We start from the raw sequence: 17,252 nt of genomic DNA, 5'->3' as shown, positions 1-17,252 counted from the left end.
CTTCTCCTGCTGACTTAAAGTAATATGTTGCCCCTTTTGCGAGTGAAAGCTGTCCCTTTAATGGAATAATCTATTTTATCTATCCATTCATATGGAATAGTTGGGGTAAGAAGTATCTGATCATGAGAACCAAGTTCTACATTTATATTTGTTTTAATGTACTCAAAATTTAGTCTCCGTATTGAAAATTCAAAAAGACCAACCATATATTCAAAAAGAATTTCACCTTTTTGTTGCATTTTTCTAATAGGAACAAGCTCTGCATCATGCCTATTTATGATTCCTGGGGAATATCCAAATTCATATGAAATACATGCTTCGGGAGTAATAGGTAATAAAATAATTGTATTTTCTTGTAAGTTTAATTGCACCTTAGCATTGATATCTAAATAATTGCGAATAGGAATTGTTATATTCTCATAGTTGTTACAATTTCCAAACATGGGTCGAGGAGAAATACCAAAGCCTGTAAACCACCAACCTTCATCTGCCCTAACTGTCTTATACATGTGGTGGGTGCCAAAATTAAATTTTAGTGTGTTTGGAGAAGTCAAATTTATCGTACGTATGATAGCTGGACTAGCAGCACCTTTAAGTGAATATTTTGAAGGATTTTCCTTATTAACTTCACTGATAATACTTTTATGTGTCAACGATAGTACTTTAATATTATTATTAGGAATATTAAATGAATTAATTCCCACAAGATCATGGCTTCTCTGATACTGTAAAAAATAATTAGCCGCTCCAATAGATTTTTCATGCGTATCTGCAGCCGCCGTAGCAAAAGAAGTAAAACCAATTGCAAGACCAGCAAATGGAATGAGAAAGGTTCCGATGGCAGAAGCAGTAGTTGCCTCTCCAAGCATTGCAAGGAAAAGACTACCACTTCCCATTGCTAAGCCAATACTGTCAAAACCAAGCTGGGTTGCATAAGTTATTTTTTCAGAAGCTTTTGTAGCTTTTGAAAGTTCTAATGAATCTAAAACAACATTGGCTGCGCTTAATAATAAGCTTGCTTTTGTACCAAGAGAGACACCACCTTTAAAAATACTCGCAAAATGCTCTTCACTTGACATAACTTGATTCAGGGCAATAAACATATTTGCCATTTGATTTCCGTCTTCTAAAACACCTGTTGCCAATTGGAATAAATTTAGACAAGCATGCGCTTTCAATATTTCTGATAAAGCTTTATTATCTTGGTTATTGCTATTTTTTCTTGCCAAATAATCAAAGATAGATTTGATTGCAAGGCCTTCATTTAATCCACCTAAACCTTCATTTAAATATTGCTCTCTTGTTAATTTATTTTGCCCTACTTTAATTGCCATATTTTTAATATTTTTTTCAAAATAATCTTTAAAATCAGAAACAATTTTGAAATCGCTTGGTTCTAAAAGAATCAAACGATTTTCTTTAGAAATAGGATGGAAAAACTTAATGGCTTTCCATCTCGCATCGATGCTGTGAAGCAATGGAACAAACCCATTGGATAGATTTTGATGCGTCATAACTCGCCAGATCGTTTTTTCAAATTCTCTTGTATTTATAAATGCTTCAGAGGAAAAACCAACATACTTTAAATAAATTTTTAAAGAATTTTCATTTAATTTTTCTATTTCTCCTTCTGGAAAAGAAAAATTAGCTTGAGAAGTAGTTACATCTTCAGATGTATTTGATTCTTTAATAACAGGGATTTTTTTAAAAGAAATAGAATTATTGAGGCCTTTTGAATAAAATAAATTTTTTCCATTATCAACGTATAAAACTTTCCCTGATTTAAAATCATAATACTGTTTTTCACCAAATTCAGTGATACGAGATAAATTTGTCCTTAGATATAATTTTCGAACAGAGATATCTAATTCCTCTAATCTATTCAATAAGGCTTCAACAAACGTTCCCATTAAGAAAGAATTCTCCTCATTCTGATCACAACTGAGAATACTAATGTGTTCAAAACTTGGATCTGTGCTATTTCCCCATGTGAATTGTTTAGCTATTCTTTCTGCAAGAGCATCAGGATAAAATCCACCTATTTTTAGGAAACTTCTCTCCCCTATCTTTTCAACACTAGAATTGGCGATAATTTGGAGCCTAGATTCTTCATTTGCACTGAAAGGGGTATCAGTGGGTTTAAATACTTCATTTTCATTTAAACTAAATTTATAAAGATTTTCTTTTTTTCGATTAGAAGCTCCTCTAAAAAGCATCATAGCAGATTTCTTTATATTATCATCTTCTCCAATTGACATTATATAATGCTTCTCAACGGATTTTTTTTTCAATTTGCCATTATCATCTTCCTTTACTAGCCATGAAGAAAACTTATCTTGTTCCGTATTATTATTAAAAATAGAATTTCTATGCTCAAACCATTTTATACTCTTGAAGTAGTTTTTTGTTATCGCAAGTATACCATATCTGTTTTCTAGAAACCTATTGTAAACTCCTGGACCAGAAATTGTTATCGTCGACTTTGAGTTCGTTAATAAACCATCATATCTATAATTTAATAAAGCATTAGAAAACCTCATATCATCAAAATCAATCGTTGCAATATGATTGGATAACTCGGCCTTTTTTCCAGACGTCCCATGATGAATATAATTAAGAATAAAATAATTATTTTTGATAGAGTGCAATACTCCATTGATCCAATCCGTTTCATTTACGCTTGGATGGCTAATTATTACATTGTTTATTTCAGTAGCTGTCTTAAACTGCCCTTTTCTAATACGTAAATCACCAAGTTTATTAAATAGATCAATAATAGGAGTTGATTTTGACTTTACTGCCGCCTCTAAAATTTTTTGAGGAAGATTAAGCATTTTTTGAGAAATGTCATCTGGATAATGATTTAATTCTGTTGATAAAGTGTCTTTTAAATGATCAAGATTTTCAGATGATTTAAAATGCCTTCCTTTTATAAATTTTTTAAGTTCTATATTTTCATTTAATATTGATTCAATAAATGCTAAATTTACTAATTTTATGAGGGATCTATTTTTAGAAATAGATCTTAATAATTGGGGGTCATTATCTAGAAAATAGATATTGCTTGCTAATGATGGAAAGATGTCAACGTCAAAATAAACCCCTCCATACTTATTCTCTAATTTTGCTCTGAAAATATCTGAGGCAGCAGCAAAATTCATTCTTAAATTAATTTCTTGATCATAATATTTTTTCATATTCCAGTTATCTAATTCATTTCGTATATCTTTTAATACAATTTTTCCTTCTGCCTTGAGAAATTCTTTTTTTATTTCTTCAATATATAATTTCTTATTATCTAATATATTTTCTTTATTTTCTAAATCAATTAATAGATCACTCTTTATAAAGTCATTTTTTAAAACATCATAATCTATATCGTTCTGAGAGCTATTGATACTGATCTCCATAAATTTTGATAAATCATTTTGAATATTAATTATTTTATCAGCATATCTTTCTTCATAAATGTTTGCATGAGTTCTGTTTTTTCTAAGCCCTGCATGAACATAATCACTAATTTTAGTTTTTATCCTATTTGCATATATAGCATCTGAGTCGTACCAAACAAATACATCATAATCTGAATTTAATTTTGCCCATAGTTTAATGTAATCCTTTTGAATTTCATTTAGCTCACTACCTGCCCAAATGAAATGAATTTTTTTAGGAACAACTTCTGATGTTCTTTCATATAAATCCTTAAGAGTGTTTGCAAATTTATTATAAGTACTCGTATAGACAGAGCTATCAACTTCAAACTCATCAGGTAAAATTAACATAATATCCATAATAAGTTGATATTTTTCTTCATTGGTAAGAGTTTTATCAATTGATTTTCTATAGTATTCTAATATATCAAGAATCTCTTTTTTTCCTAAAATTTCCTCCGCAGCATTTATTTCATTATAAGAAGTATCAATTAAAGTACCTATTTCTTCATCTTTCGTAGTTTGAGTTGTTAAAATAAGGTGATTAAAATCATTTTGCTTTATTCTATCTTTATTTTTTTCATTAGAACATCCAAATGTAAAAGAAGGTATCAACAGGAAACTATAAAATTTTGAGTTCATTCTCATTTTATTTCGATCCTTATTATATTTTAAGTAATGAATGATGTAATCAAAGTGGTGTCGAGATCATTTTTTATTATTTATAACGAAAAAATTCAACTAAAACAAAAATCCAATAATTCTTTTATAATATTTCGCAATATTTTGAAAGTTTAAATTTGAAAATAATAGCTGCTATAAAACATCAATATAAAAAGAATAAGGAAGTATATAATTAGTAATAAAAAGAGGTGGATTTTTATAAATATATATAATTAAATAATGTAAAATAACTGTATCTTTATCAATTATATCTTTTAACATTATGATTTTCTAAATCTGAAGCTCAACCGAGCTAATTGGATTCTCAATAACCTTTGTCAACTTTTCTTTACCATTAAAAAAACAAAAAAAACATAGTAACTCTGTTCGTGCCACCGCCCGCCCTTCAATCACTGACATTTGCTTCAACTAGTTTTGCAAGGAGAATAAGAGATTCTTGCCAACCTAGATAACACGCTTCAGGAGGAATGAGATCTGGAATTCCCTCTTGAGTTATGTTCAATTCAGTACCACAAAAAACTTTTTTTAAAACAACCGTTGTTAGCATCTCACCTTTAAGATTAGGATCATCAAATATATTTGTATAGCTGATGCGTTCATATGGGATTAATTCAACATATTTACCACTAAATGAATGGCTTTTCTTTGTACTGAAATTTGTAAATGACATTTTATAGACTCCACCTTCTTTGCCCTCCATCTGGTGTACTTTTCCTGTAAAACCATTTGGAGGAAGCCATTTTGACATGGCTTCAGCATCAAGAAATGCTCGATAAATATTTTCTGGCTCTGTGCATAACACTCTGTGAAGTTTAATAGAATTGGGCATAGTACCTCCTTTGATTGGGGCTCTGAACGCTGTTGGGATGCTATTTATCTGATTGACTATCTCTAGGAAGAAGTTTGGCATGTGCGTAAAGTAAATTCAATTATTGTAATCCTTGATTGAAGCTGGCAAAAATTGATTCGTATTATATAATCATGGTAATAACAGAAATAAATGTTTGAAGTGGAAATGAAAAAAAAGAGGTAGTATCTAAAAACAGAGCCCTCAATGGAAAACATACAGAATTAGATATAGGTTCGAATTTTAATTAAATCCTAGAAAATTCGATATCGAGATTATTGTGCTGAAAAAAATATGGTTCCACACTTGCTTTAAATCTAACTACTTATTTATATTTATTACTTACAATTATAAGGAGGAAATTATGAGTGTGATTGTACCTTGTCCATGTTGTAATAAGCCTATTTCCAGATCAGCGGCATCGTGTATTACCTGCGGTCATCCAGTAAAAGAAACGTTAGATAGCAGATTTAATAAAAAAGTGACTTTGATAGGCATTGCGCTTTTATTTTTATTAATAGTATTCGTAAAAATAACTAATTTTGATGTTCCTAGTTTTATTAAATCTATTATTTTTAAGAATTAGTAAATTTTTAATATCTCATAAAATTAGTTGCAAATCTATTCGATACATTACTGCGTTTAGATTTCCATTCGTTATTCTCAAACATATCTCCAAAATTTATAGTTGAAGCCCCTTTTAAACTATTTAATTTATCTACAACTAAAACAATAGAGTTGTTTCTTTCTAAATCTCGTTGATCAAATAAATTTGATGGTAAAAACTAATTAGATTATGGATAGAATTAAATTTCTATTGAAGAAGCTTTTCAAGAGAACGCATTGGTTCGGTGGTCGAATTAAAGTGAGGATGTCTTTTTAAAATTTCAATTAGTGTTCGCAAAGAAGTTGGTGAATGAGTGCTCCCATTTATATGTTGTAAAGAATGCATATAATTAGCTGGATTTCGAGTATTATCCATTAAAAAATCGCTTGGTTCTATCATCCAATGCAATGTTACTACAGCTCTTTTAGTATGAGAGTCTATGACTAAAGAATAAAAAGAAAAATTAATATGTGGTGCCGATGCGATTGCTGTATGCGCATTATTAGGTGAAATAAGATTGTCATGAATATTTACATTAAAAGGCTTCAGTTCTTTTTCAATAATTTGATTACTTAACAATATATTAGAATTACTATAAACAGTCATCAAAATATTCCTATTAAATATCGATCCGCTAAATGTTGATGGAATATGAGGAAATACCCAATTATGAACTCTAAAAACATCTACTCGAGGTGCATCATAAGTTTGATATTTATGTTGAGCAATAAAATACAAATCTAATGTATTTAATTCATGCGAAATTATTTCCTGTTTAATTTCATTTGGAATATTATTTCGAAATTCCATTGGAATTTTTATACAATAAGCTTCTTGCCCTGCATTTGGATAATCATAAGTTGCTACTCTTGGTGAAGGGCATGTACTCCCATCATTAAGTTCCATATCATTCAAATTATTGAATCTACTTTGTAATCCACGCGGATGAATCAATGAATTTGTTTCTAAAAAATTTCTTTTTCTATCAGCTAACTCTAAAGGCGCTAGTGCAAGTTCAAATAGGTCATTAGAATTACTCTTTGATTTAGAAGATTTAGAATTATCACAGCCAACAACTGCAATAAAAATCATTAGGATATATAATGTTAGTCTATAATAATTTCTCATACGTCCTTATAAAGTTTAATATAAGAGTTATAGTATATAGAGTATCGGTCAAAAAAAATTAAAATTTAATATAATTTTGAATTAGTAATTACTAATAATTGCCTTTTCACGGCTAGTTGATTTCACTGGTAAAAATCTAATCAGTAAAGCTTTCGAAGGAAATTCTGTAGATTCGCAATAATTCAATCCTTGACATGTTAAAAATGTCATCGAATTGCTTGAAATATATTGAAGCGTATAAGATGATTTTGCATAGTTTTTTTTAGAATTTATAAACTGAAATATGTGATCTTTATTTGAACTATTTTCTTTTTGTGCAAGGGGAAAATAAAATCCATCGTCATCCATTTTTACATAATAAGAATTTGATTGCTCAGCATTTTTAAGATTAATAAAAAGAAGATCATTTTCTCTAACCTCATGATCACATGGAATGTTTTTTACCGAAATAAATTGAATATACCCTGCCGCTCTTTTTGATTCATAAATGGTTCTTGCAAGATATTTAGTAAGTCCAAAAAATGAGATTTTAGCAATAAGAAAGCCATCATTTGTAGAAGAATTAGAATTATCAACAGTGCCCAGTGAATATGTGTTACAAAATTTCACGGGTGTGCCAAAATAATCTAAAATTATGGGTTGTAAATATTCTCTATTATACACTCCCTCATCGGCAAAACAAAGAGAAAATGGAAAGCACAATAAAATAACACCACAAAATAAATTCTTCATTACTTTTCCTTATTTATAAGATTTTTTAAAGTATTAAAAATTAACTATATAATTTTAAATTAATGTACTATGACATGACTTAAATAAAAAAATTCTTCTCTTTTGTCAAGATAATAAAATTATTTTATTAGAAAGTAATTGAGAGCAGGATTATTAAAAAATCTAATTTTTAATTTTCATACTAAATACTCTTAAAATTTCAACGATTTTAACATTAGATTTTTTTTCTTTCTGCATTAAAATAGAATCTATGGTTTTTAACATCTCAGGTATTGAAAAAGAACTCGAAGTGTCATCTATTAACCCCATGCTCCAGTTCGGAAAAACCCGACTAGCCGCTTCTTCATTAACAATGACTTCGACATTTTTATGTCTTGCATCCTGTTTTATTCTATAAAAAGTTTCAACAACATGTTCTGCATTTCCTTCAAGAAGTTGCAGAAAAAATAGCCCCCTTGAAATAAGTAAACCGGTAACAGCTCGCGCTGCATTTTTATCCCTTGCAGTATTTAAAATTTTTTGTAAATCTATTTCTTGAAAAATGTTTGTCTGCTCACTTCTATATAAAAGTCTATGTAATTGGGTTGTTGTCATAAGAAACCAATCCTTTTGTATAATAAAATTAATTTAAAAATAAATCATTGAATTTTATAAAATATTCTAAAACCATCAATAAATCAGCTTTCAATAAAAAACTTTTCTCACATCATACAGATCCTCAGTTGGGCTATTTGTATTTTAAGATGTTATCCTGTAAAAATCCATTGAAACGAGTTACTTCAAGAACGTACCTCGTTTTTGTTCGTTATGGAGTTTTTGATAAAGTCCAGAATTCTATTTCCGAACAAAGCGAACTAAAGAAGGATTTATGAATGAAGAAACTTATAAATGGAATAACTGAATTTAGAAAAAAAGTACTTCCAGAATATCGTGATACTTTTGCGCGCCTCGCATTGGGACAATCGCCAGATGCCTTATTTATTGCTTGTTCTGATAGCAGAGTTGTTCCAAACCTATTTGCCTCAACTGATCCTGGTGATCTTTTTGTGGTTAGAAATGTCGGCAATCTTATTCCACCCTGCAGTCGAAATGGCTTCTCTGTTGGTGATGAATCTGAGGCCGCAGCTATTGAATTCTCCATCACCCAGCTCAAGGTAGCAAATATTATAATCTGTGGCCATTCTGAATGTGGAGCCATGCAATCACTCGTTAAAAATCGTAATGCCATTTCATCACCTAATTTACGATCATGGCTTCAATATGGAGAATCTGCTCTGCAAAAAATGCAAGATGGCTTTGAAATCAACCCTGGTCTACTTCCTCACAATCAATTGTCACAAATTAATGTTCTTGAACAAAAAATTCACTTAGAAACATATCCAATTGTTCAAGATCTAATTAAAGAAGGAAAATTACGTATCTGCAGTTGGTGGTTTGATATAGCAACTGCAGATGTCTATTCTTACAATGAAGAGAAAAGAAGATTTGTTCTTCTCGATGATGAAGAAGCAGCTAGAATTTTAAATGAATAATTATTTAAATTTAGCGAGAATAGCTTCTGTATCACCACTTGAATTTCCAGAAATAAAAAAACTTCCTTCGCTTGTTGAAGTAATATTTGAAAAATGGGCATTTAAATCAAAGGTATCTCCAAGAGCAAATCCTTCTTGGGCAAACTCTGTATTTAATGTTCCATTTGCATTATACTTAACTATAATAAATTGAGAGTTTAATGCTTTGTCTCGAGATGTTCCCACAGCTAAAATAGAACCATCATCTTGAATAATATGTTTATTTAAAAAATCATTTTGCAAAACCTTTGTAAATACGATTCCATTTGTTCCAAAAGTATTTGAAAGAGTTCCATTTACATTGTATTTAGCAAGAGTGATTACATAGCTACTTTCGCTCATTGATTGCTGAATAGATTGTCCACCAACAATAATTGTTCCATCACTTCCAATAGTCAAAGAGTTTATAACAGCATTATTTCCAATTTTGGTTTGAACAACTCCATTTTGACCAAAAGATTTATTAATAGAGCCATCTGAAAAGTATTTTGCTATTGTAAATTTATTATTTAAATCAGCTTCTTGAGAAACGCCTGCAGCAATAATCAAACCATCTTTTTTAACTGAAATACTTGTTATAAATGAAAGAACCCCAATATTCGTTTTTATAACTCCTTTATTACCAAATTTAGCTACAAGATTTCCTGTTAAGTCATATTTTGCTATAGTAAATACTTTTGTATTACCACCTCTTGCTGTTTTAGCTAAAGAGGAGCCCCCTAAAATAATGACTCCGTCTTTTGTAAGTGTATGAGTTGTTGCTGCTATTATATTTGGATCAACAACTAGAATTCCAGAATTTCCGAACGATGTATTAAGTGATCCATTTGCATTATAGCCAACTAAAACAGTTTGAATTTGTCCTGGTGATACTTCAGCTTTTCCAAATGCTAGAATGCCTCCATCATTTAAAATAGAAAGTGAAATAATTTCTGAAGAAATACCAATTTTTGTTTGTACAATACCATTGCTACCAAACTCTTCATTTGCGGATCCATCAGAGTTAAATTTTATGAGAGTAAATGAAACAAAATTATCTGCAGTTACAGAACTCCCTCCAGAAATTATTGTTCCATCTGTTAGAACGATTGATTTATTAAATTTATTAGATCTATCACCTAGAGTTATTTTTACGACTCCATTTCCAGCAAATGTATCATCTAATTCTCCAGATTGATCACTTAATGCTAATGGATTTAAATTATTATGTGGAGATAAATTTGAAATATTTAATGCACTCATAGAATTTGCTGCATGTGCAGAGATTAAAGAAACAGACAATACTGATAAAACGAGTGAATATTTAAGTTGCTTTATCTTCATATATTCTCCTAAAATTCGTTATGAAAAAATTTTCTAACAATGGAACATGATTGTTATAATATATTAATATAAAAAGTCAAATAAAAAAATATTTATTATTTTATCATTATAATGTATAATAAACTATTATAAAAATTAAATTTAAAATAAACATATTATTAAAAAATAGTTAAATCTGGTTAGAGCTTTTTTTAGATATTTTCAATTAAAATAAACAAAGATATTTATTAATTAAGTGGAATTTTATAAAGTAAACGATATAAATAAAACAGAAAAATATAATTGTCAAAAAAATGACCCTTTTATTTATAAGGCCAAAACTATATATTATATTACAATAATATTTTAAGAATAATTTAACTTAAAAGAATGAATCATGAGGATCTTGTGGCAAAAAGTTTATTTTACTTTTTATTAATTATGGCACTCTTTCAAAATCATAAAAAATCAAATGCAAAAAGTGCGATATTATTTGCAGAAAACACTCCTCTTACAATAAAAATAAACGAAAACACGGTAAGTGGATTGGCAGGAGATCTTTTTATAGAAGCTATAAAACTTGCAAAAATATCAAATAATTTTAATATTTCTTGGACTCCATGGAGACGCGCACTTTTTGAATCAACGACTAAAAGAAACATATTCATCGTACCAATAGGTGATACGGAAGAAAATAAGAAAAAGTACAATTTTATTTTTAAAATTTTAAGTGATAATATTTATATTATCACTTTAAAACCAACAATTGAGATAAAAAATCCCCATGATATAAAAAAATTAAAATCGATTGGATATATTGCTGGAGCACCATATGAACCAATTTTTAAAAAATATAATTTTGAAAAAATGATAGAGCCTTCAAATGATGGCGACTATGTTGTTGCAAAATTACTTGCTAAAAGAGTAGATGGATTTTTAGCTGCTTATGAAAATGGCATATATAAATTAAGAAAAGCTCACGTAGAAAAAAGTAGAATTCAAAAAGGAATACCTTTAGGCAAAATTAACTGGTATTTTGGTACAAATATTAAATCTACAACTGAAGATATTAACTCATTAAAAAATGCCCTTAATTCTTTAGCAAAAACACCTAAATATATTGAAATTTATAAAAAATATGGATTAACTCCACCTCAAAACTAAACTGCTAATCCTTCTAATTTCATAACTTTCATTACAAGTGGATTATTTTTTATGATTTGATATACATGTACTAGATTTTTAAACTCTGAAATATCAATTTTTAGAAAATGAATTGAATTTAAAATTGCTAGTAAGTATGCATCACATACACTAAATGACTTACCAAGACAATAATCTTTGCTATCAAGTCTCATCTCTGCCACTTTTAATTTATCTTTTAATATTGCAATAAATTTATTTTTTAATTCTTTTCTAGGCTTTGCATCACTTACATAATCATCAACAGTCCAGATTGGATTCACTGATTTATGCAATTCAGATGTTATGAATCCGAGCCATTCAATTGCTTTATATCTTTCTTGTGTGCCTCCTTTTGGAATTAACTTTAATTCAGGCTTATAGTCCCCTAGAAATTGAAATATCGCAGAGTTTTCTGTAAGGATAGAGCCATCATCAAGTATTAAAACGGGAACGTTTCCAAGAGCATTTAATTTTAAAAACTCTGGTGTTCTATTCTCTCCTTTATAAAGATCAACTGCGCTCGCCGTATATTGAATTCCTAATGTTTCGAGAATAATATGCGCTCCTAAAGAGCTCGCTGCTTTTGCATAGTACAACTTCATAGGATTTTCCTTTACTTTAAATTATACTCAATTTAACTTATAATCACTTGAATTGTCTAGAAGCGCAATCTTTTCAATAAATTCATATAAAGCCAAATCCAAGTGGCTAAAATAGCTAATGGAGAAAAAGAACTCTTTAAAGAAATTGGGTTTTACATAAATGAGTATAATTTATATCTTATTATGATTATCTAAAATAACTCACATTGGAGCAAGCATGATCAATGGATTAAGTTTAAAAGCGAAATTGGTTAACTCTTATATTTTTTGTGCAATTTGTATACTTGCGACGAGTTTAAGTGCTTACATCGGTCTAAAACAAACAATTGAAACGTTCACTCATGTATCTGAAGTAAATTTAGAAAACATGGTAGCTCTTGGAAAAATGCAAACTGCACAACGAGATATTATCATTGCAGTAAGCCTTCTTCTTGGTTCACATTCAACTTTATCAGAAGTTACTTTAAGTAAAAATATTGCCACAAAAGCAGAAAATGAATTTGAAAAAGCAGCTAAGATTTACGAAGGAATTCCTTTTGTAGCAGGTGAAGAAGAACAATGGAATGACGCAAAGAAAAATTGGAAGCCGTTCATGGAGCTCTCCTACAAATTAATTTCACTCTCATTCCCAATTTCAAAAGAAAATGAAGCCCTTCGCGATCATTTGGGTGCGAAAGAGTTTGTCCAACTTAAAGAAGATTTAATTCTTAAAATAGAAAAAATTTATAATTTTCAATTAATTGAAAAGAACAAATGGACATCACTTGCCCAAAATATTGGTGCCCTTTCAGTTTTAAGAACTTTGATTATTGTGCTAATAGGAGTAATAATAAGCATTTTATTTGGAGTTATTATATCCCATTATTTAAGTAAATTACTTAAAAATATCACTAATAAACTAACAGAAGTATCAAACTCTGTCGCATCTGCAAGTAAACAGATTTCATCTTCCAGTCATAAACTTTCATCTGCTATTCAAGAACAGGCATCTTCGATTCAAGAAACTTCGGCTTCCATCGAAGAGATGAGTGCAATGACACAACAAAATGCTCAAAATGCGACTCAATCTCAAATTATAACCGCGAAAAGCCAAAAAACCGTTGAAAGTGGAAGAAATGCTATTAAAGAGATGCTAAATGCTATGGATGATATTGACGCTAGCAATAATGAAATTATTAAAAAAATTGAGGATAGCAACAAAAATATTTCGGAAATCATCAAAGTCATTTCAGAAATAGGAAATAAAACTAAAGTAATAAATGAAATTGTTTTTCAAACAAAGCTACTTTCATTCAATGCGTCAGTAGAAGCAGCTCGAGCGGGTGAGCACGGAAAAGGCTTTGCCGTGGTTGCTGAAGAAGTCGGAAACCTTGCGCAAGTAAGCGGAAATGCTTCGAAAGAAATCACATCATTGCTTAAAGAGAGCACAAAAAAAGTTGAAGAAATTGTTGAGAATACAAAATCTCAAGTAAGTAGATTTGTTGAAATAGGGAAAGAAAAGGTTCACCGAGGTTCAGAAGTTGCTCAGAGTTGCAATATTGCTTTTGAAGATATAGCTCAGAGTATTAATGAAGTCAGTGCGATGATGAAGGAAATTTCTGTTGCTTCAAATGAGCAAGCAAGTGGTGCAGAACAGATCAACCATGCAATTAGACAACTTGATCAAGCTACTCAACTCAATGCAACAGCGTGTAATGAGACAGCTCATATTGCTGAACAATTATCATCTCAAGTGGAAAATCTAGGTGCTGTAGTAAATGAACTGACAGATACTGTAAATGGAACTAAAAGAATTGAATCAGATGATCAAGAAAATAGGTATCTAATAAATACTTGATAATTCGAAGAAATCAATTAAACCAAGGTGGTTCTTTACCTCTAATTTCTTTAATCCAATTCATTGGAGGAAAAAAACAAGCATCATATGAAGTTGCTAAATATATATCTCTAAAACCCATTTCATAGATTTTTTTAGCCACATCTTCTCCATTTAATCCTTCACCCAAATGGGAGTCAATATAAAGAGGAGTGCTCTTATCAAATCTTTCAACTTCATTCATAAATGATTCTGCACTCTGAAAATATCGGATGTTTTTTTCAGCTGCGGTCGCTCTCCAAATGGTGTGTATAAATAAATCATCATCAATTAGAATTGCATATGGCTTTTCTTTTGCAGGTAACATTTTTATAGGCACAAAATATGCTAAATTTTTCGGAATCATTTTTATGCCCATTTTTTCACATTTTTCTCTAAATCCTTCTTCTTCAAATCGACTGGTAACAAGAATTGTTTGCAAATGAGTATTTAATTTTGAAACTAAATCAAGACCATTCATTTTATGGTTAATAAATTCATAGTCACAAAGGAAAATAATATTTTCTATATTTTCTGTTGTAAACCAAGATATAACATTTTCAGGATTAGAAAAATGAATAATTTTTATATTATACTCTTGTTTTAAAAATATTTGAAATCGATCATCCCAAATATTATGAATGGAAGCGTCATCATCAATAATTACAATCGTAGAGTCAAATGAAATATTTAAAGTCGAAATAAACCAAGTTGGTTCGGATGCTTTAGGAAGCGTAAGTAACACTTCAGTTCCTTTAGCAACTTCAGAATTAAGTTCTAACTTACCTCCCCATTGCTCAGAAAGTACCTTTGCATGATACAGTCCAAGCCCACTCCCCTCCTTTTTTCCAAAAGATGCCCCTCGCTTCATAAGCTTTGGCAAAAGATACGGATGAATTCCTTTTCCATTATCTTTTATTGAAAATAAAATTTTGTCATTTTTGGAATTAAGAAATAATATAATATTTCCTTTTTTGTTTAATGCTTCAACTGCATTATTAATTAAATTTGAAAGCATCCGTTTAAATTCTTTTGGCTGTATTCTTGAAAATAACCCATAAGAATTGACTCCAAATTTTCCCTCAATTTCTATCTCAAGATATTCTCTATATTGCATTCTTTTTTCAGATATCAAAGACTCAATCAAACTTGACAGAAGTTGAACTGAGTGAGGTTCGATATCTTCAATCACATTTTTATTTTGATTATTTAGTTCTTGATGTTTAAAAATCAGGCTATTTGCAATGTCTTGGATTCTCTGAATTGCATTACGAACTAAAATTCTATTATCTTCTGGCAATTGTGTTGCCTTAGCAAAGAATATATTTAAAGCTACTAAAGGAGATTTAATATCATGTGCAACTTGTGAAGCTAATTTTGAAAATTCAATTTGTTGTTTAATTTTCTCATTTTTCTGCGCATTATTTTTAAATTCCTCGACTTTATCTGCAATTTCATTTACTTCAGATAAAATAAAAGATTGTTTTTCAGAATCATTTTTAACATAATTAAAAAGTTTAGTTAAAGGAATATAAATATAAATATTAAGAAGTCTGTGATTTAAATAAAAAGTTAAAAAGCAGATTAATACCATGACCAAAAAAGAAATGATAATAAAATTTATGATTTTGCTATAGTTTTGCATATTTTTAATATTGAATTTTATTTTAAAGTTGTCACTCTTTGAAATATACAATCCATTAATTATGCTACCATTTTTTATTTCAAATGCATTACATTTAAAGCATTTTTCAATAAAAGGATCGAATTTTTTTATTTTATTTAATATTTCATCCTCATCAAAATATATATAAAGCTTTGCGGCACACCTACCCATTTCAAAATTTAATTTATCATTGATATAACAAAGCTCTATTAGCAAATTAAAATTTGATTCTTTTCCAATAAAAATAAGGTCATTATTGTTATTGCTAATAATTTTATATCCTTTGATTTCTTCATCGATATAATGGCTGAAATTATTTAACATTTCACTTTCAAGGTCAATTCTAGTCTCACGACCTGAACGTAAATAATCTACAAATGGAGTAGAGTTTACAAGCAATAATATTCTCTTAAATATATCACCTAAATAGAGATTATAAATTTGTACTTTTTTTTCTTCTAGCAATTTTTTATTTTCATTTTTAAGATTGAAAGTATCTGTTAAAAACAGAAATATAAATACAATAAAAAAAGAGACAGAAACAATTGAAAAAAAAGATAAAATATTTAGTCTTTTTTTTATTTTTTTAAGATTTATTTTTTTATTGCAATCTTTATTCTTTGCCATATATTACTCTTTTGCTGATATTCAGCTTTACTTGGTCTACTTATCCATTCCATATTATAATTGTCAACATATTTTTTATTTTCTAAATCAAAAAATATATTTGAACTATTAATAGAAGAGCCATAAGGAGAAAAATAAAAGGATTTAATCAATAGAGGATCTAATATTTTCTTTCCAGAAAGAGCTTTAGCAACACAAGCTGTTTTAGAATCTTTATCGAGAGTTGCAATAAGATCGACTGATATATATGAGGTTTTAGGATGAAAGGTAAATTTTAAATTTTTATTCGTTTTATTAATCTGATTATAAGCTTCGCCCGACCAAACATATGCAAAAGCAAAATTTTTATTGGATATCAACTTTACTACGTCATTCGTAACTATTGGATAAGTTCCAAAAACTAATTTTTTAAATTCACTCATATGTCTATCTAAGTCAATATCACTCTTTATATTATTAATTAGCAATAATGCTTCAATTGGATCATCAATAATACTTACTATTTTACCATTAGCTTTTGAAAATATAGTTTTTAAATCATCTTCTTTATCTATTAAAATTTTTTCTGGATCATATAAAAAACCTGATGAAGAAATTGCAAAAATCCCTATATTATCAGGGAATTTTTTATCATTAAAAGATTTCAGCAGTTTTGAATTATAATTTCTCTTAATGTCTTTAAAACTAGTTCCTGAACCTTTAATTCGTTCTGGAAGAAAATCGTAAACTACATTTGAAAAAATTGCGATCGAATAATTTTGTTTATAAAATCTTCTCAAAAATTCATCATTAGAATAATATTCATCATATGAGACTGTTGTTTTGCATTCTTTTTCTAATGAAAGTTTTACCTCATTATCAAGATATCCCCACCATGTAAAAATAGTTACGCAATAAGATTTTTTACATATAAAAAAAGTAATATAACATATAATTTTTTTCAACTTTAAAGCCAAGAAAACCTCTGGATAATAAAATCCTCATAAATAGTGTCCTCTATAACTTATTTTATATG

Annotated in this window: 13 protein-coding genes; 3 read left to right on the top strand and 10 right to left on the bottom strand. The window is 29.0% G+C overall.

Going from position 1 to position 17,252, the window contains the following annotated elements; all coding sequences use genetic code 11:
* Window positions 1-14: 14 nt before the first annotated feature.
* The 6 genes from GCL57_RS02405 to GCL57_RS02380 all read right to left on the bottom strand — a co-directional run bounded on the left by GCL57_RS02405 (window position 15) and on the right by GCL57_RS02380 (window position 8,023).
* Complete coding sequence (locus GCL57_RS02405; RefSeq protein WP_152211665.1) at window positions 15-4,079, bottom strand: TcdA/TcdB pore-forming domain-containing protein; 4,065 nt, start codon at window positions 4,077-4,079, stop codon at window positions 15-17.
* Between the two features lie 421 nt (window positions 4,080-4,500).
* Window positions 4,501-4,944 carry an SRPBCC family protein gene (locus tag GCL57_RS02400; protein ID WP_152211664.1) on the bottom strand — a complete coding sequence of 148 codons (444 nt, stop codon included), beginning with the start codon at window positions 4,942-4,944 and terminating at the stop codon, window positions 4,501-4,503.
* Window positions 4,945-5,555: 611 nt separating this feature from the next.
* Window positions 5,556-5,696 carry a DUF4113 domain-containing protein gene (locus GCL57_RS15170; protein WP_152211899.1) on the bottom strand — a complete coding sequence of 47 codons (141 nt, stop codon included), beginning with the start codon at window positions 5,694-5,696 and terminating at the stop codon, window positions 5,556-5,558.
* An 80-nt stretch (window positions 5,697-5,776) separates the two neighbouring features.
* Window positions 5,777-6,697 carry a hypothetical protein gene (locus GCL57_RS02390; RefSeq protein ID WP_152211663.1) on the bottom strand — a complete coding sequence of 307 codons (921 nt, stop codon included), beginning with the start codon at window positions 6,695-6,697 and terminating at the stop codon, window positions 5,777-5,779.
* 81 nt (window positions 6,698-6,778) lie between these two features.
* On the bottom strand, window positions 6,779-7,429 hold the full coding sequence (locus GCL57_RS02385; RefSeq protein WP_152211662.1) for a hypothetical protein: 651 nt from the start codon (window positions 7,427-7,429) through the stop codon (window positions 6,779-6,781).
* Window positions 7,430-7,591: 162 nt separating this feature from the next.
* Window positions 7,592-8,023 carry a BLUF domain-containing protein gene (locus tag GCL57_RS02380; RefSeq protein ID WP_152211661.1) on the bottom strand — a complete coding sequence of 144 codons (432 nt, stop codon included), beginning with the start codon at window positions 8,021-8,023 and terminating at the stop codon, window positions 7,592-7,594.
* A gap of 278 nt (window positions 8,024-8,301) precedes the next feature.
* Here GCL57_RS02380 and GCL57_RS02375 point away from each other — a divergent pair, with 278 nt between their 5' ends.
* Window positions 8,302-8,961 (top strand): carbonic anhydrase, encoded by a 660-nt coding sequence (locus GCL57_RS02375; protein ID WP_152211660.1) that lies wholly within the window; start codon window positions 8,302-8,304, stop codon window positions 8,959-8,961.
* On the opposite strand, the gene GCL57_RS02370 is transcribed toward GCL57_RS02375, so the two are convergent.
* Window positions 8,962-10,323, bottom strand: coding sequence for an NHL repeat-containing protein (locus GCL57_RS02370; protein WP_152211659.1), 1,362 nt, complete (start codon window positions 10,321-10,323; stop codon window positions 8,962-8,964). It abuts the gene before it with no gap.
* Window positions 10,324-10,710: 387 nt separating this feature from the next.
* On the opposite strand from GCL57_RS02370, the gene GCL57_RS02365 reads away from it, so the two are divergent.
* Window positions 10,711-11,466 (top strand): substrate-binding periplasmic protein, encoded by a 756-nt coding sequence (locus GCL57_RS02365; RefSeq protein ID WP_161597557.1) that lies wholly within the window; start codon window positions 10,711-10,713, stop codon window positions 11,464-11,466.
* Here GCL57_RS02365 and GCL57_RS02360 read toward each other — a convergent pair.
* Window positions 11,463-12,089, bottom strand: coding sequence for a glutathione S-transferase N-terminal domain-containing protein (locus GCL57_RS02360; RefSeq protein WP_152211657.1), 627 nt, complete (start codon window positions 12,087-12,089; stop codon window positions 11,463-11,465). The genes GCL57_RS02365 and GCL57_RS02360 overlap by 4 nt on opposite strands.
* 217 nt (window positions 12,090-12,306) lie before the next feature.
* Here GCL57_RS02360 and GCL57_RS02355 point away from each other — a divergent pair, with 217 nt between their 5' ends.
* Window positions 12,307-13,926, top strand: coding sequence for a HAMP domain-containing methyl-accepting chemotaxis protein (locus GCL57_RS02355; protein WP_152211656.1), 1,620 nt, complete (start codon window positions 12,307-12,309; stop codon window positions 13,924-13,926).
* Window positions 13,927-13,939: 13 nt separating this feature from the next.
* On the opposite strand, the gene GCL57_RS02350 is transcribed toward GCL57_RS02355, so the two are convergent.
* Together GCL57_RS02350 and GCL57_RS02345 are read right to left on the bottom strand one after the other, a co-directional pair.
* Window positions 13,940-16,237: a sensor histidine kinase gene (locus GCL57_RS02350; RefSeq protein WP_152211655.1), complete on the bottom strand. Its 2,298-nt coding sequence runs from the start codon at window positions 16,235-16,237 to the stop codon at window positions 13,940-13,942.
* Window positions 16,204-17,193 carry a type 2 periplasmic-binding domain-containing protein gene (locus tag GCL57_RS02345; RefSeq protein WP_152211654.1) on the bottom strand — a complete coding sequence of 330 codons (990 nt, stop codon included), beginning with the start codon at window positions 17,191-17,193 and terminating at the stop codon, window positions 16,204-16,206. Before GCL57_RS02345 ends, GCL57_RS02350 begins: the two co-directional genes overlap by 34 nt.
* Between the last annotated feature and the right edge of the window lie 59 nt (window positions 17,194-17,252).

It is taken from the genome of Fluviispira multicolorata, assembly GCF_009208585.1.
In the GTDB taxonomy this organism is placed as follows: domain Bacteria; phylum Bdellovibrionota_B; class Oligoflexia; order Silvanigrellales; family Silvanigrellaceae; genus Silvanigrella; species Silvanigrella multicolorata.
Note: the sequence above shows the minus strand (reverse complement) of the source record. Positions and strands in the feature narration are given on the sequence as shown.